Below are 20,605 nucleotides of genomic sequence, written 5' to 3' on the forward strand. Positions count from 1 at the left end.
GCCCTCCCCGGGGTACCCGGTTCGCAGAAGTGTGACAGTTTCAGCGGAAGTGTCACACTTCCCCGACCCACCCACCGCCCTGGCCCCCCTCACCGCCCCGGCCTCCCGCCTGCCCTGCCTCCGACCCTGGCCATGGCTCAAGTCCCCACCCGGGGCTGGCCGCTGAGCCGGCCCGGCGTGCTGGCGAGGCGCGAGCGCGTCCCCTCGCACCGGCCGACAACGCAGTACAGGTAAGGGGATGTGTGCCTGGCCACCCGTTCCTCCGGGCTGCTCGCTCGCTTCTGAAACGGGCTGGAGCGGACCGAGTCAAGGGTGGAGCGAAGCGGAATCGGCGCAGCCGACGCGACCGCAGGGAGCGCCCTTTACTCGGGCCGTGGAAGCCCGACACTGACTGAGAAGCGAGTGGCCCAACGTCCACCTACACACCCGGTCCACCTACGCCTCTACCTTCGCCTTCCCCCGGCCCACCTGCGTCCGCACCGCCCCCATGCTCGCCGCAATGACAAGCGCAATCGCCATCGCCTCAGGAACGGACAGTGCCTGGTGGAGGATCAGGAAGCCCGCCGTCGCCGCCACGGCCGGTTCCAGGCTCATCAGGATGGCGAAGGTGGAGGCGGGGAGGCGGCGCAGGGCGAGGAGTTCGAGGGTGTAGGGCAGGACCGAGGAGAGGATCGCCACCGCAGACCCGAGGGCGACCGTCGTGGGGTTCAGGAGCTTCACGCCCGACTCCGCGATGCCGAGCGGCAGGAACACCACCGCCGCCACGACCATCGCCAGCGCCAACCCATCAGCCTGCGGAAAGCGACGCCCTGTACGAGCGCTGAAAACTATGTACGTGGCCCACATAGCTCCAGCCCCCAGGGCGAAGGCCACACCTACAGGGTCCAGGCTGCTGAAGCCTCCGCCGCCGAGGAGGAAGACGCCCGCCAGGGCGAGCCCCGCCCACACCGCGTTCAGTGCGCGCCGGGACGTCAGAACCGAGAGGGCGAGCGGGCCGAGTACCTCCAGCGTCACCGCCGGACCCAGGGGGATGCGGGCCAGCGACTGGTAGAAGAGGCCGTTCATCGCGGCCATCGTGACGCCGAAGACGACGACCGTGCCCCAGTCCGCGCGCGAGTGACCGCGCGGGCTCGGGCGGCAGATCACGAGCAGGACCACCGCGGCCACCAACAGGCGGAGCGCGACCACGCCCAGCGCGCCCACCCTCGGCATCAGCGTCACCGCCAGCGCGCCACCGAACTGCACCGAGATACCTCCGGCCAGCACCAGACCCACCGGTCCGAGCGAACCCCTGCGGCGCGGGGCGGCGGCGGTCGGAGTGGCCACGGGGGCGGTAGTCGACGTACTGGTGGGGATGCTCACGGGGCTTCCAGGGCTCGGCTCAGCGCGCATTCGTCCATCACGATGCACTGCTCAGTCCATGGTAATGGACTTCGACAGGTGTGAGAACCCTTTATGCAGCTGTCGCTGGGCCTAGTCCCGGAACAGGGGCCGCCCGTCGGGGAGGGTGGTGGGCATGGGTCCGAAGAGGGGATCGGAGTACTCCGGGTACTCGGTCTGCGGGTAGGTCGGTTGATACGTCGGCTCGTACGTCCGCTCATACGTCGGCTCGTACATCGGCTCGTACGTCTGCGGCGCCCAGCTCTCGACGAAAACCGGCGCCGCGGAATACCCGTAGCCCACGCCCGCCGCCGCACCCTCCGCCACTGCCACCGGCACGCTCACCGGCGTCCCTACCGGGATCCCCGTCTCCGCGAACGACGGCAACCGCAGCTCCCCGGTGTCCATCGCCGCGTTGTTCTGCGAGCGGTGCAGTCGCGAGTACGCCCCACCCCGCGCCATCAACTCCTCGTGCCGGCCCGTCTCCACGATCCGGCCCCGGTCCACGACCAGGATGCGGTCGGCATCGGGGGCGAGGTTGAGGTCGTGGGTGATCATGATGGTCGTACGGCCCGCCATCAGCCGCCGCAGGGGCTTTACGACCCGACGGGCGGCCATCGAGTCCAGGCCGGTGGTCGGTTCGTCGAGGACCAGGACCGGCGCATCGCGCAGGATCGCGCGGGCGATCGCCAGGCGCTGGAGCTGACCGCCGGACAGGCGGGCCGAGTTGGGGTCGACCTTCGTGTCGTAGCCGTCGGGGAGGCGGAGGATGAACTCGTGCGCGTCGGCGGCGACGGCCGCGTCCATGATCGCCTGCTCGCTCGCGCCGGGCCGGCCGCAGGCGATGTTCGCGCGGACGGTGTCGTGCAGGACCAGCGTCTCCTGGGGGAGCAGGGTGACGTACTCGCGCAGGCGGGCCAGCGGAAGGTCGCGCAGGGGGACGCCGTCGAGGAGGACCTCGCCCGCGTCGGGGTCGTAGAAGCGGAGCAGCATTTTGGAGACCGTGGACTTACCGGCGCCGCTGGGGCCGGTGACGATCACCAGTTCGCCGGGGTTGACGGTGAAGGAGAGGCCCTCCAGGGCGACTCGGTCGGCGCCGGGGTAGCTGAAGGAGACGTCGCGGAGTTCGACGGTGCCGTCGGGGCGGCCGGTCTCCGTGTCGCGGGCGGGGTCGGCGACGGACGGGCGGACGTCCAGGATCTCGATCAAGCGTTCCGCGCCTGCGGTGGCCGCGGTGATGGTCAGGCCGAGTTGGGCCAGGCCGCGGACGGGCGGGTACAGGTAGCCCAAGAAGGCGGAGAACGCGAGGAGTTGGCCGAGGGTCATACGGCCGGTGGAGATCTCCCAGGCGCCGATGCCGATGACGGCGAGCACGCACACGGTCTCGATGACGGCGACGAGTTGCTCGTAGGCCTCGTTGAGGCGGGTCGAGCGGACGGAGGCCCGGAACCAGGCCCCGGCCTCCTCGTTCAGGCGGCGGCGTTCGGCGTCGCGCCGGCCGTAGGCCTGGGTGAGGACGATGTTGCCGAGGGACTCCTCGACGACCGAGGTGATCGCGCCGTCGGCGACCCGGCCCTCGCGCGAGACGTCCTTGATGGAGCCGGAGAAGCGGCGGGCCGCCAGCCAGAAGAGGGGGGCGAGGACGAAGGTGGCGGCGGCGAGGTCCCAGCGGAGCCAGAACGCGGCGGCGGCGTAGAAGAGGGCGGAGAAGATTGCGGAGGCGGTGCCGATGACGCCGGACACGACGAGGGTCTCGATCGCCTCGACGTCGCCGGTCAGGCGGGACAACAGGTCGCCCTGGCGGTGCCGTTGGAAGAAGTGCGGGGGCAACTGCTGTACGTGGCCGAAGACATGCTCGCGCAGTCTCATCACGAAGCGTTCGGTGGCCCAGGCGGCAAGGGAGTTGCCGGCGTACGAGACGAACGCGCCGACGATCGCCACGCCCAGCCACTTGGCGGCGGGGCTCCAGAAGGCGCTCAGCGAGCCCTTCGCGAGGGCGCGGTCGGTGAGGTCGCTGAAGAGGAGGATGGCCTCGGTCTCGGCGAGCGCACCGACGATCGTGCACACCCAGACGAGCATCAGCCAGCGTCTGAGACCCGCGGTGAGCGGCCAGAACCGCCGGAAGGCGACTTTGGCGGGAATGGTGGGAGTTCCGTAGTCCTCGTCGTATTCGTCGAGGTCTTCCTGATCAGGATCCGTCGTCGCATCCATATCCACGCCCACAATCCCCTCCGCTTTCCGTCATCAGAATTCTCTTGGATTTTCGAATTCGGGAAAGAAAAGAGGGCCGACTGCGTGGGTCGGCCCTCTTCTACTGCCGGTTCAGCTGTCCTGGCCGGGCAGCGGCTTCGGCAGCGGCTTCGGCTGGTGCTTCTTGCGCGGCTTCGGGGGCGGCGGGGGGAGCTGCTTCGACTTGGGCTTGGGGGGCAGCGGGGCGAGCTTCTTGAGGCTCATGCCGAACTCCTTGGGTTGTGCAGTGGATTGTGCGTCAAAGTCGAGCGTTTTACCGCCCGGGGAATTCCCGACACCGAGGAACTTACACGCGGCCGACGCCACGAAGCAGCAAAGTCGGCAAGCAAACGGCAAGCAGGTGCTGTGAATACCTTTGCGAATCCTGAGTTACGACCCCGAACCTGAGAGTTCTCTAATAAACCTGAGAGCAGCCTTAACGAACCTGTGCTTCCGCCCTCAGCCGGGTGCCCCTGAAGTCGTATACGGCGTCACCCGCGCCCGTCCCGAGGCCCGAACATCTCCAGCGCCTCCGTGTCCGACGCCCGCGCGTTGAGGAAGTAGTCCGCCCACTCGGCGATCTCCGGGTAGCCGGACTCACGGGTGAGGCGGGCGATCGCCGTCGGGATGTCGTACGGCGTGACACGCAGGTCCGTGCCGGGGCCGAGCAGGCACCAGTGGGCGCCGGTGCGGCCGTACGGCATGCCGACGCTGCCGGGGTTGACGATCAGGCGGCCGTGGGCGAGGCGGACGTACGGCATGTGGGTGTGGCCGCAGACCACTGTGCGGACGGTGTCGTCGAGGCCGGTGAGGACCTCTGTCCAGCGCGCGGGGCGGGAGTCGACCAGGACAACTTCCTCGTCGTTCCTGGGAGTTGCGTGGCAGAACAGGACCCTGCCCAGGCCGCGGACCGCAAGGGTGAGCGTCTTGGGGAGGGTGGCCAGGAAGTCGATCTGGTCGGGGCGGAGGGCCGTTGCCGCGTAGGGGGCGATCGGGTCGGGGATTTCGGTGCGTTCGCCTCTGCGGTACTCGACCAGTTCGCGGTCCGCGTTGCCCGAGATCCACAGGACTCGGTCGCCCTGTGCGCGCAACAGGTCGACGACTTCCGCCGGTTGGGGTCCGGCCGTGGTGTCGCCGGTGAGGACGATGCGGTCCGCGGTGGCCACCTCCGGTTCGGCGAGGACCGCTTCCAGGGCGGGGAGCACTCCGTGGATGTCGGAGAGGACCGCGACTCGGCCCAGTTCGTCGGTCACTTGACCTCTTTCTCCAGCGCGTCCGCCAGCACCTCCGCGAGATGCCGGCCCCGTACCCCTGCCAGCTGTTCCAGCTGTGTACGGCACGAGAAGCCGTCCGCCAGGACCACCGCGTCCTCCGGTGCCTCCCTTACGGAGGGGAGGAGTTGTTCCTCCGCGCAGGTCGCCGACACCTCGTAGTGCCCCTTCTCGAAGCCGAAGTTGCCCGCCAACCCGCAGCAGCCGCCGGACAGTTCACCCGTGAGACCGGCTGCCTCGCGCAGGCGGCGGTCGGGGGTGTCGCCGAGTACCGCGTGCTGGTGGCAGTGGGTCTGGCCGACCGTCGGTCGGTTGATGTGGGGTGGGGTCCAGTCGGGGGCCAGGCGTTCCAGGGCTTCGGCGAAGGTGAGGATCGAGGCGGACAGGCGGGCCGATCGGGGGTCGTTCGGCAGCAACTCCGGGAGGTCCGTGCGGAGGGCTGCCGCGCAGCTCGGTTCGAGGACGACGATGGGCACATCCCCCATGCCCGGGAGCTTGCTCATCGTGTCCAGCGTGCGGCGCATCACCTCACGGGCGCGGTCGAGTTGGCCCGTCGAGACGTATGTCAGGCCGCAGCACACCGGCTTCCCCGCCGTCACCGGAAGCACGTCCAGCCCCGCCGCCTCCAGCACCCGCACCGCCGCCAGCCCGACCTCCGGCGAGAGGTGTTCCGTGAAGGTGTCCGGCCACAGGAAGACACGCTCTCGAACGGGTACCTCTGCTCTCGCGTCCCGCCGCCACGCCCGCGTGAACGTCACCCCCGCCACCCGAGGAATCCCCCGCTCCCCCGCGATCCCGCCCAGCCGCTTCGCCAGCGCCGCCAACGGCCGTACAGAAGATAGGGAGTTGACCAGCCATGCCGTGCGCGTGCGCGCCACCAGTCGCAGCCAGCGCGGCAGCCAGCCCATCGAGTAGTGGGCCGCGGGCCTGCGCCGGCCCTCGTAGTGGTGGTGCAGGAACTCCGCCTTGTACGTGGCCATGTCGACCCCGACGGGGCAGTCCGTGCGGCAGCCCTTGCAGGACAGGCAGAGGTCCAGTGCGTCCCGGACCTCCGTCGACCGCCAGCCGTCGGTGACCAGTTCGCCCGCGAGCATCTCGTGGAGGAGTCGGGCCCGCCCGCGTGTGGAGTGCGCCTCTTCGCCCGTCGCGCGGAACGACGGGCACATCACCGACGGTCCCGACACCTCTGTCGTACGGCACTTGGCCACCCCAACGCACCGTCGTACCGCCGCCGAGAAGTCGCCGCCGTCGGACGGGTAGCCGAACACCACGTCCACCGGCTCGCGCGGGAGCACCGAGAAGCGGAGGTTCGAGTCGAGCGGGGCCGGCCGCACCAGCATCCCGGGGTTGAGGAGGTCGTCCGGGTCCCAGACTCCCTTCGCGCGCTCGAACAGGGTCACCATCGCGGCGCCGTACATCTTCGGGAGGAGTTCCGCGCGTGCCTGGCCGTCCCCGTGTTCGCCCGAGAGCGAGCCGCCGTGCGCCGTCACCAACTCGGCCAGTTCCTCGGAGAAGCGGCGGAAGCGGGCCACCCCTGGCTCCGTCAGCAGGTCGAAGTCGATGCGGACGTGGATGCAGCCGTCCCCGAAGTGGCCGTACGGCGTGCCCCGTAGGTCGTGCGCGGTCAGCAAGCCCCTGAAGTCCCGCAGGTACGGGCCCAGTTGAGCCGGCGGTACCGCGCAGTCCTCCCAGCCCGGCCACGCCTCCGAGCCGTCCGGCATCCTCGTCGCCGTACCGCTCGCGTCCTCGCGGATGCGCCACAGGGTCCGTTGGTCCGCAGGGTCCGTCACCACCAGGGAGTCGAGGACGTCGGCCGCGCGGACGATCGTCTCCGCACGCGCGCGTGCCTCCGCCTCCGTGTCGCCGCCCGTCTCGACGAACAGCCAGGCGCCGCCCCGGGGGAGGTCGGCCGTGGAGCGGACCAGGTCGGCCGCCATGCCCTCGACGGTGAGCGGCCCATGGACCAGCAGGCCCGCCGCCGCCTCCGCCGCCGCGCTCTCGTCGGCGTACCCGAGTACCGCCAACGCACGCGCGCGGGGTGCCTCGACGAGGCGTACGACCGCCTCCGTGACGATGCCCAGCGTGCCCTCGCTGCCGCAGAAGGAGCGGGCGACATCCGCGCCGTTCTCGGGGAGGAGGGCGTCCAACGCGTAGCCCGAGATGCGGCGGGGGAGGTCCGGGAAGCCGGTGCGCAGGCGGGCCAACTCGGCCTCGGCGAGGGGGCGTAGGCCCTCCGGGGCGCCCGCCCAGTCGCGGCCCAGCGTCAGGCGGTCGCCCCGCGCGGTGATCACCGACAGTTCGCTCACGCTGTCCGCCGTCGTACCCCAGGCGACCGAGTGGGAGCCGCAGGAGTTGTTGCCGATCATGCCGCCGAGGGTGCAGCGGCTGTGGGTCGAGGGGTCGGGGCCGAAGCGCAAGCCGTGCGGCGCGGCGGCCTGTTGGAGGCGGTCCAGGACCAGGCCGGGCTGCACGACCGCCGTACGCGAGGCGGGGTCCAGGGACACCAGGCCGTTCATGTGGCGGGTGAAGTCCAGGACCACGCCCGTGCCGGTCGCCTGGCCGGCGATCGACGTGCCGCCGCCGCGGGCCACCACCGGCACCCCGTGCGCCCTGCACGCCGCGAGCGTCGCCGCCACGTCGTCGGCGTCACGGGGCGCGACGACGCCCAGGGGGACGCGTCGGTAGTTGGACGCGTCCATGGTCATCAGCGCCCGGGACGTGACGTCGAAACCGACCTCGCCCCGGACGGTGCCGCGCAGCTCCGCCTGGACAGCCGCCAGTTCCGCCCGAGCGCCCACCGACTCCGCCTGAAGATCCGCCATGCCCCCAGCATGCACCCGACCACTGACAGTGACCGTCCGGCATCTGGCGAAACGTTCCGGGAAACTTCGCGCCGACGGACCACCAATTCCGTAAACGCATCCAGAACCTACCCAGTTCGATCACTAATTCTCATATAGTGACCGGCAGTTGAGCACCCGGTGTCGCTTCTCGCCCAGGAACCCGACGAGCACCCCCCGAGGACACGACCGAGGACGACTGAGGACCCCGACCAAAGACGCCCGAGGACCCGACCGAGGACCCCCTTCATGACCGCCCCCATACTTCCCGGCGAACGACCCACCTTCCGCACCGTCGCCCCCGCGCCCCTGTTCACCGCCGTGCTGGCCGGGCTCGCGGTCGCCGGCGCGGTCTATGTGACCCCCGGCTCGAAGCGCCTCGCGGTCGCCTGCGGCGCCGGTGCCGGCGCGCTGCTGCTGTGCGCGGCCGTCGCGCTCGCCGCGCACGCGTACCAGACGGCCCGGATCACCCGCCGCCGCCTTGAGGCCGTCACCCTGGACGCCGGACGGCTGCTGCAGGAACGGGCCCGGCTGAGCACGGACTTCGACCGGGAGCGCGTGCAGCTGACCGAGGAGCTGACCCACGAGCGGGCCCGGCTGACCGCGGAACTCTCGCAGGAACGCGCCCGGTTGACCTCCGACTTCTCCCAGGAGCGCATGCGGCTCACCACCTCCTTCGCGGAGGAGCGCACCCGCCTCACGGAGGAGCGCGAGCTGGAGCGCGCCCGGCTGACCGCCGAGAACAAGCAGCTGTCCGAGAAGGCCCGCCGGGACTCCCACGAGCGGGCCGCCGCGCTCTCCGCGACCGCCAACGCGGCGGGCCGGATGCAGGCGTTGGCCACCGGCATGCTCGCCGACCTGCGTGCCATGGAGGAGCGGCATTCGGACGAGGACGTCCTCGCCGACCTGCTCCACCTCGACCACCGCACCGCGCAGGCGGGCCGTATCGCCGACTCCGTCGCCGTTCTCACGGGCGCCCGGTCCGGCCGCCGTTGGGCCCGCCCGATCGCCATGGAGTCGATCCTGCGGGGCGCGATGGGCCGGATCAGCGGCTATCAACGCGTGCGCGTGCACTCCGCGAGCGACACCGCCGTCGCCGGGCACGCGGCCGAGGGCGTGATGCACGCGCTCGCCGAACTCCTCGACAACGCCGCGAACTTCTCGCCGCCGAGCGCCGAAGTACATGTCTACGTAGAAGAAGTGCCCGCCGGGGTCATCCTCTCGGTGGAGGACAGCGGTCTGGTCATGGGCGACATCCAGCTGCGCCGCGCCGAGCGCGCCGTCTCCGGCGACTCCACCGAACTGGGCGGCCTCACCGGCACCCGGCTCGGTCTCCCGGTCGTCGGGCGGCTGGCCCGCAAGTACGGCCTGAAGGTGTCGTACCGGCCCTCCGCGCGGGGTGGCACCGGCGTCCTGATGCTCGTACCGCAGGACATCCTGGTGCCCCAGGACGCGCCGACACCGCAGGTGTCCCTGGACCTGCCGGAGCCGTCGCCACAGCCCTCACCTTCAACACCGGTGGATCCGGAGGCGGTTCCCGAGCCCGCGCCCTCCGTCCGGGACCATCCGTGGATGTCCTACGCCGCCGGGCGCACCCTCGCCGATCTGGACCCGGACCCGGTGCCCACGCACGAGTCGCCGGAGCACGGTGTCCTCGCCGACGCGGTGACGGACGTAGCGAACGCCGTGACGGACGCAGCGAACGAGTTGCCCGAAGGTCTGCCCAAGCGGCGCCGGGGTCAGGCACTCGCGGAGGCCGAGCGTTCACGCGCGCGTGCGGAGTCCCCGGTGCCCGAGACGACGCGTCCCGCCCCCTCGGCCGACGACACCCTCGCCCGCACCGCCCGCTTCAACAGCTTCCGCCGGGCCGTACGCGAGGCGGCGACCGACCAGGGCACGCGCGCGTCCGGCACCGACGCGGACAGCCCCGTATCAGCAGAGCCCACCCCCTCCCTCTCCCACTCGGAAGGCAACCCCACCTCATGACCGGCACGACCACCGCCGACGAGAAGCTCACCTGGCTCATCGAGGGCCTCCTGGAGCGCACCCCGGGCGCGCGGCACGCGCTCGTGCTGTCGCGGGACGGCCTGAAGCTGTGCCGGACGCCCGAACTCTCCGTCGACCAGGCCGACCAGCTCGCCGCGATCGCCGCCGGGATCCAGTCGCTGTCGCACGGCGCGTCGGTGGAGTTCGGGGACGGCAGCGGGGGTGTGCGCTCCGCGATGACGGAGTTCTACGGCGGGGTGCTGTTCATCGTCGAGGCGGGCGAGGGCGCGCACCTGGCCCTGGTCACCGCCGAGGACGCGGACGCGGGGCTGATCGGGCACAACATGAGCGAGCTGGTCGAACAGCTCGGCGAGCACCTGCGCGCGGAACCCCGTTCGTGATGAGCCGCCCCGGCAGGGACGACTCACCCGACCGCCTCTACACGCTCACCGGAGGCCGCACCCGTTCCGGCCCGGACAGCCCGTTCGACCTGGTGACCCTCGTGGTCGCCGAGTGCGATCCGGCGACCGGGATGCAGTCGGAGCACGCGGCGATCCTGCGGATCACCGAACACCCCACGGCCGTAGTCGAGTTGGCGGCCGAACTGAAACTCCCGGTGTCCATCACCAAGATCCTCCTCTCCGACCTTCTCGCGGCCGGCCGGGTCAGCGCCCGCCATCCGCGCAAGGCCGATCTCGATCCCGACGTCCTGGAACAGGTGCTCGTTGGACTCCGCAACCTCTGACGCGCGCACCCCCTTGGGTGCCTCCGCCGACAACGGCCTGAAGATCGTGGTCGTCGGCGGCTTCGGCGTCGGCAAGACCACGCTGGTCCGCTCGGTCAGCGAGATACGTCCCCTCAACACCGAGGAGACGATGACGAAGGCCGGCGAGGCCGTCGACGACATCAGCGAGGTGCGCGGCAAGTCCGCGACCACCGTCGCCTTCGACTTCGGCCGCATCACGCTCGACGCCCGCAATGTGCTGTACCTGTTCGGCGCCCCCGGCCAGGAACGGTTCTGGTTCCTCTGGGACCGCCTCTTCTCCGGGACGCTCGGCGCGGTCGTCCTCGTCGACACCCGCCGCATCGGCGACTCCTGGTACGCGATCGACCGCCTCGAACACCACGGCACCCCCTTCATCGTGGCCTGCAACGACTTCGGCGGCCCGACCTACGCCCCGCAGCAGATCCGCGAGGCCCTCGACCTCGACCCGCACGTCCCCCTCCTGGACTGCGACGCACGCTCCCGCGCGTCCGCGAAACAGGTGCTGATCAGCCTGGTCGAGCACGTCAAGAACGAACAGACCAGGGTCCGTTACGACGGCCAGGACCCCGGTCGCTACGACGGCCAGGGCGCCGCCCGTCCCCAAGTCCCCGCCCCTCAACAGGAGTTGGCCCTGTGACCGCCCCTGCCCCCGCACCCGTACCGCTGGGTGGACCCAGGTTCCAGACCGAACCGGCGCAGCTGTACCGGGAGATGAGGCGCGAGCACGGCGCCGTGACCCCCGTGGTGCTCGACGGCGACATCCCGGCCTGGCTGGTGCTCGGCTACCGCGAACTGCACCAAGTCACCGGCGATCCAGTGCTGTTCAGCCGTGACTCCGACCTCTGGAACCAGTGGGACGGCATCCCCGACGACTGGCCGCTGCTGCCGATGATCGGCCGTAAGCAGCCGTCGATCCTCTACACGGTCGGCGAACGGCACCGCGAGCGCGTCGGCATGATCAGCGACGCGCTGGAGGCCGTGGACCCGTCCGAACTCCGGTCGTACACCGAGAAGTTCGCGGACGAGCTGATCGACGGGATCTGCGCCAAGGGCGAGACGGATATCGTCGGCGACTACGCGATGCTGCTGCCGGTACGGGTCCTGGCCCGGCTCTACGGCTTCCGGGACGAGCAGGGTCCCGGTCTGGTGACCGCGCTCAACGACATGATCGACGGACGCGACCGCGCGATCGCCGGGCAGACCCATCTCGCCACGTCCATGGGGCGGTTGCTGGCCGACCGGAAGGACGATCCGGCCGACGACGTCGTGTCACGGATGCTCACGCACGACTCCGGCTTCGACGACTTCGAGATCGCCCAGGACTTGATGGTGATGATGGCGGCGGGCCACCAGCCGACCGCCGACTGGATCGGCAACTCGCTGCGCCTGATGCTGACGGACGACCGTTTCGCGGCCTCGCTGTTCGGTGGCCGCAACAGTGTCGCCGAGGCGATGAACGAGGTCCTCTGGGAGGACACCCCGACCCAGAACGTGGCCGGCCGCTGGGCCTCCCGCGACACCCAGCTCGGCGGGCGTCGTATCCGCGCCGGCGACCTGCTCCTCCTCGGTCTCCAGGGTGCCAACTCCGACCCCCAGGTCCGCACCGACGGCTCCGCGCTCACCGGCGGCAACAACGCGCACTTCTCCTTCGGGCACGGGGAGCACCGGTGTCCGTTCCCGGCACAGGAGGTGGCCGAGGTGATCGCGCGGACGGGGATCGAGGTCGTACTGGACCGTCTCCCGGACATCGACCTGGCGGTACCGGCCGAGTCCCTCACGCGGAGACCTTCGCCGTGGCTGCGGGGCCTGACCGCCCTGCCGGTGCGGTTCACGCCCGTACCCGCGCGCTGAGTTCCCGCCCTTGCGCCTTGCCCTGCCCTTCCTTTGAGCCCAGCCCCTGCCTTTGGAGGCACTCCCGCATGAGCACCGGTACCGAAGACACCCGTATCGTCCTCGACCCCTTCGTCGGCGACCTGGACGGCGAGAGCGCCAGGCTGCGTGCGGCCGGTCCGCTGGCCGCCGTAGAGCTGCCCGGTGGCGTGCCCGTGTGGGCGGTGACGCGGCACGCCGAGGCGAAACAGCTGCTCACGGATCCGCGGCTGGTGAAGGACATCAACGTCTGGGGCGCCTGGCAGCGCGGCGAGATTCCCCCGGACTGGCCGCTGATCGGGCTCGCGAACCCGGGCCGTTCGATGCTGACCGTGGACGGCGCCGACCACCGCCGGATGCGCACGCTGGTCGCGCAGGCGCTCACCCCGCGCCGAGTGGAGCAGATGCGGGAGCGGATCGCGAAGCGGACCCAGGGCCTGCTCGACGGCCTGGACGGGGACGAGGTCGACCTGAAGGCGGCGTTCGCGTACCCGCTCCCCATGTACGTCATCGCCGACCTCATGGGCATAGCGGAGGACCAACTCCCGCGCCTGAAGGAGCTGTTCGAGAAGTTCTTCTCGACGCAGACCCCGCCGGCCGAGGTGATCGCCACCCTCACGGAACTCGCGGGCATCATGGCCGCGACGGTCGCGGCCAAGCGCGCCGAACCCGGCGACGACCTGACCTCCGCCCTGATCGCGGCGTCCGAGAACGGCGACCACCTCACCGACGAGGAGATCGTCTCCACGCTCCAGCTGATGGTCGCGGCGGGCCATGAGACGACGATCTCGCTGATCGTCAACGCGGTCGTCAACCTGTCGACGCACCCCGTCCAGCGCGCCCTGGTGCTGGCCGGCGAGGCCGACTGGTCCTCGGTGGTCGAGGAGACCCTGCGCCACTCCACCCCCACCTCGCACGTCCTGATCCGCTTCGCCACGGAGGACGTCCAGGTCGGCGACAAGGTCCTCCCGGCCGGGGACGCGCTGATCGTGTCGTACGCCGCGATCGGCCGCGACGAGGAGGCCCACGGTCCGACGGCGGGCGAGTTCGACATCACCCGCACCAGCGAGAACCGCCACATCTCCTTCGGCCACGGCCCGCACGTCTGCCCGGGTGCGGCCCTCTCCCGCCTGGAGGCGGACGTGGCGCTCCCGGCCCTCTACGAGCGCTTCCCGCACCTGGACCTGGCGGTCCCGGCGACGGAACTCCGCAACAAGCCGGTGGTGACGCAGAACGACATCTTCGAGCTGCCGGTGAAGCTGACCCCGGGCGACTGATCCACTTGTCCACGGGCCGGAGGACCCATCTCCTCGGTCGTCTCATCGAACGGACGCGTTTCCGTCCGGTTTCACCGAGGGGATACGCTCCGGCTCGTGGCTGATATCGAGATTCCCGCTGACATCAAGCCCGCCGACGGACGTTTCGGCGCTGGCCCCTCCAAGGTGCGGACGGAGGCGCTGGACGCGCTGGCCGCCACCGGTACGTCTCTGCTGGGTACGTCCCACCGCCAGGCCCCGGTCAAGAACCTGGTCGGCAAGGTGCGCGAGGGCGTCTCCGCCCTCTTCTCCCTCCCCGAGGGCTACGAGGTCGTCCTCGGCAACGGCGGTTCGACGGCCTTCTGGGACGTCGCGACCCACGGGCTCATCGACAACAAGTCCCAGCACCTGACCTTCGGCGAGTTCAGCTCGAAGTTCGCGAAGGCGGCCAAGCTGGCGCCGTGGCTGGCCGAGCCGACGGTCATCTCCTCCGACCCGGGCACGCACCCGGACCCGGCCGCCGAGGCGGGCGTGGACGTGTACGCGTACACGCACAACGAGACGTCGACGGGCGTCGCGGCCCCGATCAAGCGGGTCGCGGGAGCCGACGAAGGTTCCCTCGTCCTCGTGGACGCCACGTCGGGCGCGGGCGGCCTCCCGGTCGACATCGCCGAGACGGACGTCTACTACTTCGCCCCGCAGAAGTCCTTCGCCTCCGACGGCGGCCTGTGGATCGGCGTCTTCTCCCCGGCCGCGATCGAGCGCGCCGAGCGCATCCACGCGTCCGGCCGCCACGTCCCGGAGTTCTTCAGTCTCCCCACGGCGATCGACAACTCCCGCAAGAACCAGACGTACAACACCCCGGCCCTCTCCACCCTGTTCCTCCTCAACGAGCAGCTTGAGTGGATCAACGGCCAGGGCGGCCTGGCCTGGTCGACGGCCCGCACGAAGGACTCGTCGAGCCGTCTGTACAGCTGGGCGGAGGAGTCGAAGTACGCGACCCCGTTCGTGTCCGACGCCACCAAGCGCTCGCAGGTCATCGGCACGATCGACTTCGCCGACGAGATCGACGCGGCGGCCGTGGCGAAGGTGCTCCGCGCGAACGGCATCGTCGACACCGAGCCCTACCGCAAGCTCGGCCGCAACCAGCTCCGCGTGGCGATGTTCCCGGCGATCGACCCGGCGGACGTCGAGGCGCTGACGAAGTGCATCGACTACGTCATCGAGAAGCTGTAATCGCCGTACAGTCACACGGTTCTACGACGACGAAGGGCGCCCCGCGGTTGAACCGCGGGGCGCCCTTCGTCGTCGTAGGGCAATGCGGGGCAGCCTGCACCCGACGTCCAGGTGAACCCGCAACCCGGACAAACCCCCCGCACACCACAGCCCCGTAACAGCGAACGCACAAGGGACAACTCCCGCCCCACCCCGCCGGTCGAACTCGACGCGTCGCACACCTGCGGCGCAACTCCTCGATTCCCGACCGAAGTTGGAGTTGCCCCATGCCCAGGAAGTCCCTGCCGACGCGGCTCGCCGCCACCGCCGCCCTGCTCTTCGCCACCGGCGCCCTGTCCGCACCGGCCGCCTCCGCGGACCCGTCCCCCGGCGACGCGTACGTACTGACCGTGACCACGAACCCGGCGACCACCAGCTACGACAACCGCCACGTCGACGTCACCGGCACCGTGACCAAGGCCGACGGCACCCCGGCGCCGAACATCCCCGTCACGGTCGAGGAAGTCGTCCAGTTCACCACCTGGAACCCGTGGGGCGACCCGATCGACCCGCACTACTACGAGCCCCGCGACCTGGGTAAGCCGGTCACCGACGCCAACGGGAAGTTCACGATCCCGGACGTCACCATCGACCACGCCACCGACAGCAGCCTGCTCAACGTCGAGCAAGGGGTGCAGATCACCGCCCTCTACGACGAGGACGGCGACCTCAACACCCCGCAGGACGGCTACTTCGCGGACACCACCGTGGGAGTCAACACCCAGTCCAGTTCGGTCAGTTACCGGCTCAGCAAGAAGAAGGTGAAGGCCGGCGACATCCTCACCGTCACGGGCAAGGTCACCCTCCCCAAGGGTGTCCAGCCCCAGGGCACGGAGGTCTTCCTGCAGACCTACTGGGAGCAGGAGTACGACGTGAAGGTGACCGCCACGTACGACGGTTTCTTCGTCATGTCAGTACGCGTCACCGGCTACGACGACACGTTCGCGCTGCGCACGGCGCCGAGGGACATGTACGTGGCGGGGGCACAGCAGGCTCTGCCGATCACCAACACGTCGCTGCCCCGCAGGTAGGTAGTCTCCAGAAAGTGTGACACTTCGCGCTGAAGTGTCACACTTTTGCGGGGAGGGTGGTGGGGGGGGTCAGAACTGCGAGAGGAAGCCCTGCCAGCTCTCACGGGAGACGATGAGGAGGGTGACGCCGTCTTCCGGGTGCTTGCTGTCGCGGACGGCGCGGCCGTGGGCCGCGGTGTCGGCGACCTCGACGCAGGCGTTCTCCGCGCCCGAGTACGAGGACTTCCAGAAGGGGCTAACAACCTCGGTCACGATGTGTCTTCCTTCAAGCTCCGCAGTACGCCCCGGATGAGCTTCGCGCTCGCGTCCGGCGTCAACGCAGACGATCGTAGTAGGTCGAACGCACTGGCGTAAGCGGCAAGGTCTTCGGCTCCCTCAAGGACCGATGTACCTCGCAAGTTGTCCATGGCGACCGCTTCGGCTGTGGGCTCCTCGTCGAAACTGAAGGAGTAGAAGGCGGAGGAGTAACCCGCCAATACGCCCGCACTGACCGGCAGCACCTGCACAGTGACGTTCTTGCGCTTGCCGACTTCAAGGATCGCGGACAGTTGCTCCCGGTGAATCTCGATACTCACCAGCGGTTGCGCGAGGACGGCTTCCCAGAGGATCGCCGTGTACGAGGCTCCGCCCTCCTCGATCTTCGCCTGCCTCCCCACACGGACCTTCACCAACTGCGCGGCCCGCTCCGGCTCGATGTAGTGGGGACTGGCGGCGATAACCGCCTCCGCATAGGCGGGAGTTTGTAGGAGCCCCGGCATCATTACCGGCTGCCACTCACGGATAAAGGTCGCGTCGTCCTCCAACGCGATGTGATCGACGTAGTCAGGCCTCAGGTGTGCGGCATGCTCCAGCCACCAGCCCCGGTTCTTGGAGTGCTTGGCCAACTCCTCCAGCTTGACGCGGACTTCAGGGTCAGAGACGCCGTACGCCTCCAACAGCAGCCGCACTTCGATCACGCGCGCGGTGACATGACCGCTCTCAAGTCGGCTGATCCTGGCCTGACTTGACGCGATGACGTCGGCAGCCTGCGGCTGATCGAGCTTCGCTGCGTGCCGGTACTGCCTGAGCGCCGTACCCAAACGCCTACTGCGTACCGTCGGCCGTCCACCTGCGGGCATGGGACACCCCCCCTCTCCTCCGGCAACGATGCCACACGCACCCCTACTTCCGAGGGCATGTCACTCGATCGAGTGGACAGGTGAATGCATTCACTCGAACCTGTTGCGCAGGCGCCGAATCCGGCCGTAGCTTCGTGAAGGCGCCGCAGCGCAGCCCAACTTGACGCCACGTCAGGACAGAGTCCCCCCATGCCCGCGTCCGAGAGCTTCCGCATCCCCAAACACCGCCGACACGTCCCCACCGCCCGCCAACGCGTCCGCAAGACCCTCGCGGACTGGGGCATCACCGACGAACTCGCCGACGCCGTAACCCTGTTGGCGAACGAACTGGTCACCAACGCCGTGACCCACTGCAAGGTCTCCCACTCCCAGATCAAGGTCGAACTCACCCTCGACGGCAGGGAGTTGGTCCTGGAGGTCTCCGACCCGGACCGGGACAGACTCCCCCGCCCCCACGACTCGACCCCGGACGAGGAAGGCGGCCGGGGCCTCGCGCTCGTCGCCGCGCTGGCCGACAACTGGGGGTGCCGGCAGGAGCCGTACGCGAAATGTGTGTGGGCGAGGTTCGCTCTGGAGGGGGTTCAGACTCATGTTCCGGCGACTTTATGAGGCAGCGACCCGCCTACTACTCACGCCCCCAACTCCCCTGACAGACACGGAACTTGCTCAAGAAGTCCGGACGCCCGACCCCTACGTATGGCGACTCCCGCCCGTCACACTTCCGTAAGACGGTCCTCGCCCACACCCCCGAACGTGTCTGTTAGCGTCCGCGCGACCCCTCGAAGATCCGCGTCGGGTTCCGCGAACGCACCTGCGCCATGCCCGCCGTAGCGCTGGGCCTGAACTTCGCGTGGGAGTGGACGTACGCCGTGCACAACCTGGCCTTCGACCCGTCGGTGCAGGGCGGTGTCAACCTGGTGTGGGGCATCGCCGACGCGGTCATCGTGTACACGTTCTTCCGGTACGGGCGGGCCGAGTTCCCGTCGTTCGTCACGGCGCGGATGTTCGGCGGCCTGAGCGTGCTGCTGTTCGGGATGTCGTTCGCCGTGCAGTGGCTGTTCCTGGCGAAGTTCGGCGCGGAGGACGGGGGCGGCTACTCGGCGTTTCTCCAGAACCTGCTGATGTCGGCGCTGTTCATCGCGATGTTCGTCGCGCGGCGCGGGCTGCGTGGGCAGTCGGTGACGATCGCGGTGGCCAAGTGGCTCGGCACGCTCGCGCCCACGATCCTGTTCGGCGCCATCCAGCACGACGGGTTCCTGCTCGGGCTCGGCATCATGTGCAGCGTGCTCGACCTCGTCTATGTGTGGTTGTGCGTGGGGGCGAAGCGGGACGGCGGCGTGGGTGACGCGGGTGACGTATCCGAGCCCCGTAGCGTGACAACTCGGGCCGACAGCGCGTCCGTGGAGGCCTGACCACGCGTACGCGGCGAAGCTGCTGCCCCGCAAACACCCCTTTTCGGCAAGGAGTGTTGGCACCGCTGGGTACGCATACGATCGACCGGTGAACGAGCACGAGACCGTAATCCTGCACGCGAGCGCGACGCCGTCCGCTCCCGCCCTCGTCCTTCGTCCCTGGCGCACGGAGGACGTCGCCGCACTCGTCGAAGTGTTCCGGGATCCGACCCTGCGCCACTGGACCACTTCAGGCGTGGAGAACGAGGCCGACGCACTGCGGTGGATACGGGACCAGGAGCGGAACTGGGCGACGGGAGACCACCTCGCTTTCGCGGTCCTCGAAGCGCAACCCCAACCCGCCTCCGGCCAAGGCCAGTTGGCGGGCCACGTGATCCTCAAGGGAGCGGCCACCGGCAAGTCGTCGGCCGAGGTGGGCTACTGGACCGCCGCGCACGCCCGCGGGCGAGGTGTGGCACCGCGCGCGTTGGAGGCCCTCAGCGACTGGGCCTTCGACACCCTGGGGCCCGACGGGTTGGAGCGCCTTGAACTCCTGCACCAGGTGGACAACCCGGCCTCCTGCCGCGTGGCCCACAAGAGCCGGTACCCCCTCGAAGCCGTCCTGGCTCCGGCGCCGCCCGCGTATCCCCGCGAGGGTCATCTGCACGTACGGCACCGGGACAGTTGAGACAACCGGCCGAGACCGCGGGCTTGCACCTCACACGGCGTCAGGGAGCATCGTTGACGCATGAGCATCGACCAGACATGGAAGGTCGGAGCGCTCGCCGAGGCGAGTGGGCTGACTGTTCGTACGTTGCATCACTGGGACCGGATCGGGCTGCTCGGTCCGTCCAGGCGTACGGCCGCCGGGCACCGCGAGTACACCGAGCAGGATGTGGTCCGCCTGTACCAGGTGCTCGCGCTGCGCCGTCTCGGCCTGGGACTGGAGACCATCGCCACCTGCCTGGACGTCGGAGTCGACCCGGTCCGGCTGGTGAACGAGCACCTGGCCGCCGTAGAGGCGTCCATCGCGTCCCTCGAAGCGCTGAGGCACCGACTGGCCCACATCCAGGGCGAGTTGGCCTCCGATCGGGCACCGGAGATCTCCACGCTGATCGGCGCGCTCGGGACGATGGGCGGCGCGGACCCGGAACGCGAGCAGGCGCTACGGCGCCACCTCGACGACGACCAGATCCAGACGCTGCACGACCGGGCGGCGGCGCTCGGCCCCGGCGCCCACTACCTCCTGGAGGTCGAGTGGCCCGAGCTGTACCGCAGGGCCGAGGCGCTGCGGACCGCCGGGGTGGAGCCGACGTCACCCCGGGTGAGGAAGCTGGTGGCCCGGATGGACGAGCTGAGCTCGCTGTTCAACGGGGGTGACAGCGGTATCTCGGCCGCGGTGCGCTCCGCCTGGCGGCACGAGCCGGCCGCGCTGTCCGGCGACCCGACGGTTCCGGCCGACGCGTGGCACGACCTGACGGCCTACCTCGACCAGGCCCGCGCGCACACCCACTCCACCGCGCGACACGGTCGCACCACTGCCTACAGAGTGATCCAGTAGCGGCGCTTGATGCCCGCGTCGGTGGTGCGGAGGTCCTCCAAGACGCCACCGTTGCGCTCGATGCTGCGCGCCGATCCGACGTTGTCGTCGTCGCAGGTGACGAGGACCCGACCCAGACCGAACGCGGGGGCCTTGAGGAGAACCGCCCCGAGGGCCCACGTGGCCAAGCCGCGTCTCCGGGCGGAGGGCCGGATGCTGTAGCCGATGTGGCCGCCGACATCGAGCAGGAAAGCGTTCAGGTAGTGCCGCAGATCGATGGCTCCCAGATAGCTGTCGTCCTCGACGATCCACCAGTGGGTGGCGTGGACGCGCCCCTCCCCCAAGGCGACCGACCTGTCCGACTGCTGATGCAGTTCCTCGACCCACGCCGAGAAAACCTCGGGCCTGTCGAGGTCGCCTTCAGGTGCGAGACGCAAGCCGGTCCCGTCCTGGTGCGCACCTGGAGGCCACTCATCACGCGCCGCGAGCCATGAGGACTGGAGTCGACCTGTGGGTCTTATCAGTTCAGGCATGCGGGCGACGATAACACCCACCGCCCCCTCTGATCAGGCATTTTGCGCTGGCCCGGGGCCGCGACCGCTCACCGTCACACCCGTCATACCCGTCATACCCGTCATACCGGTCACACCCGG

At 69.7% G+C, this 20,605-nt stretch carries 20 protein-coding genes; 12 read left to right on the plus strand and 8 right to left on the minus strand.

Going from position 1 to position 20,605, the window contains the following annotated elements:
* Nucleotides 1–435: 435 nt before the first annotated feature.
* The 5 genes from OG588_RS21275 to OG588_RS21295 form a co-directional block, all read right to left on the minus strand.
* Nucleotides 436–1,392, minus strand: coding sequence for an EamA family transporter (locus OG588_RS21275; protein WP_405948679.1), 957 nt, complete (start codon nucleotides 1,390–1,392; stop codon nucleotides 436–438).
* An 81-nt stretch (nucleotides 1,393–1,473) separates the two neighbouring features.
* Nucleotides 1,474–3,591 (minus strand): ABC transporter ATP-binding protein, encoded by a 2,118-nt coding sequence (locus OG588_RS21280; protein ID WP_405953178.1) that lies wholly within the window; start codon nucleotides 3,589–3,591, stop codon nucleotides 1,474–1,476.
* A 111-nt stretch (nucleotides 3,592–3,702) separates the two neighbouring features.
* On the minus strand, nucleotides 3,703–3,834 hold the full coding sequence (locus OG588_RS21285) for a hypothetical protein (protein WP_019057298.1): 132 nt from the start codon (nucleotides 3,832–3,834) through the stop codon (nucleotides 3,703–3,705).
* Between the two features lie 266 nt (nucleotides 3,835–4,100).
* On the minus strand, nucleotides 4,101–4,862 hold the full coding sequence (locus OG588_RS21290; RefSeq protein WP_405948680.1) for a metallophosphoesterase family protein: 762 nt from the start codon (nucleotides 4,860–4,862) through the stop codon (nucleotides 4,101–4,103).
* Complete coding sequence (locus OG588_RS21295) at nucleotides 4,859–7,702, minus strand: FAD-binding and (Fe-S)-binding domain-containing protein (RefSeq protein WP_405948681.1); 2,844 nt, start codon at nucleotides 7,700–7,702, stop codon at nucleotides 4,859–4,861. Before OG588_RS21295 ends, OG588_RS21290 begins: the two co-directional genes overlap by 4 nt.
* A 267-nt stretch (nucleotides 7,703–7,969) precedes the next feature.
* On the opposite strand from OG588_RS21295, the gene OG588_RS21300 reads away from it, so the two are divergent.
* The 8 genes from OG588_RS21300 (at nucleotide 7,970) to OG588_RS21335 (ending at nucleotide 15,903) form a co-directional block, all read left to right on the plus strand.
* Nucleotides 7,970–9,706, plus strand: a complete 1,737-nt coding sequence (locus OG588_RS21300; RefSeq protein WP_405948682.1) for a sensor histidine kinase — start codon at nucleotides 7,970–7,972, stop codon at nucleotides 9,704–9,706.
* Nucleotides 9,703–10,107, plus strand: coding sequence for a roadblock/LC7 domain-containing protein (locus OG588_RS21305; protein WP_019057294.1), 405 nt, complete (start codon nucleotides 9,703–9,705; stop codon nucleotides 10,105–10,107). Before OG588_RS21300 ends, OG588_RS21305 begins: the two co-directional genes overlap by 4 nt.
* Nucleotides 10,107–10,451, plus strand: coding sequence for a DUF742 domain-containing protein (locus OG588_RS21310; RefSeq protein ID WP_327403236.1), 345 nt, complete (start codon nucleotides 10,107–10,109; stop codon nucleotides 10,449–10,451). The genes OG588_RS21305 and OG588_RS21310 overlap by 1 nt, the downstream gene beginning before the upstream one ends.
* Nucleotides 10,432–11,109, plus strand: a complete 678-nt coding sequence (locus OG588_RS21315) for a GTP-binding protein (protein ID WP_405948683.1) — start codon at nucleotides 10,432–10,434, stop codon at nucleotides 11,107–11,109. Before OG588_RS21310 ends, OG588_RS21315 begins: the two co-directional genes overlap by 20 nt.
* Nucleotides 11,106–12,323, plus strand: a complete 1,218-nt coding sequence (locus OG588_RS21320; RefSeq protein WP_405948684.1) for a cytochrome P450 — start codon at nucleotides 11,106–11,108, stop codon at nucleotides 12,321–12,323. The genes OG588_RS21315 and OG588_RS21320 overlap by 4 nt, the downstream gene beginning before the upstream one ends.
* A 68-nt stretch (nucleotides 12,324–12,391) precedes the next feature.
* Nucleotides 12,392–13,618: a cytochrome P450 gene (locus OG588_RS21325; protein WP_405948685.1), complete on the plus strand. Its 1,227-nt coding sequence runs from the start codon at nucleotides 12,392–12,394 to the stop codon at nucleotides 13,616–13,618.
* Between the two features lie 96 nt (nucleotides 13,619–13,714).
* Nucleotides 13,715–14,833 carry a phosphoserine transaminase gene (serC, locus tag OG588_RS21330; RefSeq protein WP_266858293.1) on the plus strand — a complete coding sequence of 373 codons (1,119 nt, stop codon included), beginning with the start codon at nucleotides 13,715–13,717 and terminating at the stop codon, nucleotides 14,831–14,833.
* Between the two features lie 266 nt (nucleotides 14,834–15,099).
* Nucleotides 15,100–15,903: an acyl carrier protein gene (locus OG588_RS21335; protein WP_405948686.1), complete on the plus strand. Its 804-nt coding sequence runs from the start codon at nucleotides 15,100–15,102 to the stop codon at nucleotides 15,901–15,903.
* Between the two features lie 69 nt (nucleotides 15,904–15,972).
* Here OG588_RS21335 and OG588_RS21340 read toward each other — a convergent pair whose 3' ends face one another.
* Both OG588_RS21340 and OG588_RS21345 read right to left on the minus strand, forming a co-directional pair.
* Nucleotides 15,973–16,155 carry a DUF397 domain-containing protein gene (locus OG588_RS21340; RefSeq protein WP_405948687.1) on the minus strand — a complete coding sequence of 61 codons (183 nt, stop codon included), beginning with the start codon at nucleotides 16,153–16,155 and terminating at the stop codon, nucleotides 15,973–15,975.
* Nucleotides 16,152–17,021 carry a helix-turn-helix domain-containing protein gene (locus OG588_RS21345; protein WP_405948688.1) on the minus strand — a complete coding sequence of 290 codons (870 nt, stop codon included), beginning with the start codon at nucleotides 17,019–17,021 and terminating at the stop codon, nucleotides 16,152–16,154. Before OG588_RS21345 ends, OG588_RS21340 begins: the two co-directional genes overlap by 4 nt.
* 189 nt (nucleotides 17,022–17,210) lie before the next feature.
* Here OG588_RS21345 and OG588_RS21350 point away from each other — a divergent pair, with 189 nt between their 5' ends.
* The 4 genes from OG588_RS21350 to OG588_RS21365 all read left to right on the plus strand — a co-directional run bounded on the left by OG588_RS21350 (nucleotide 17,211) and on the right by OG588_RS21365 (nucleotide 19,973).
* Nucleotides 17,211–17,630, plus strand: coding sequence for an ATP-binding protein (locus OG588_RS21350; RefSeq protein ID WP_405948689.1), 420 nt, complete (start codon nucleotides 17,211–17,213; stop codon nucleotides 17,628–17,630).
* A gap of 209 nt (nucleotides 17,631–17,839) precedes the next feature.
* Nucleotides 17,840–18,433, plus strand: a complete 594-nt coding sequence (locus OG588_RS21355) for a hypothetical protein (RefSeq protein WP_405948690.1) — start codon at nucleotides 17,840–17,842, stop codon at nucleotides 18,431–18,433.
* Nucleotides 18,434–18,521: 88 nt separating this feature from the next.
* A complete protein-coding gene (locus OG588_RS21360; RefSeq protein ID WP_405948691.1) occupies nucleotides 18,522–19,100 on the plus strand; it encodes a GNAT family N-acetyltransferase in 579 nt (192 codons plus the stop codon).
* A gap of 60 nt (nucleotides 19,101–19,160) precedes the next feature.
* Nucleotides 19,161–19,973, plus strand: a complete 813-nt coding sequence (locus OG588_RS21365) for a MerR family transcriptional regulator (protein ID WP_405948692.1) — start codon at nucleotides 19,161–19,163, stop codon at nucleotides 19,971–19,973.
* Here the strand turns inward: OG588_RS21365 and OG588_RS21370 are convergent.
* On the minus strand, nucleotides 19,955–20,389 hold the full coding sequence (locus OG588_RS21370; RefSeq protein ID WP_405948693.1) for a GNAT family N-acetyltransferase: 435 nt from the start codon (nucleotides 20,387–20,389) through the stop codon (nucleotides 19,955–19,957). The genes OG588_RS21365 and OG588_RS21370 overlap by 19 nt on opposite strands.
* Nucleotides 20,390–20,605: the final 216 nt, after the last annotated feature.

It is taken from the genome of Streptomyces prunicolor, assembly GCF_045162825.1.
Lineage (GTDB): Bacteria > Actinomycetota > Actinomycetes > Streptomycetales > Streptomycetaceae > Streptomyces > Streptomyces prunicolor.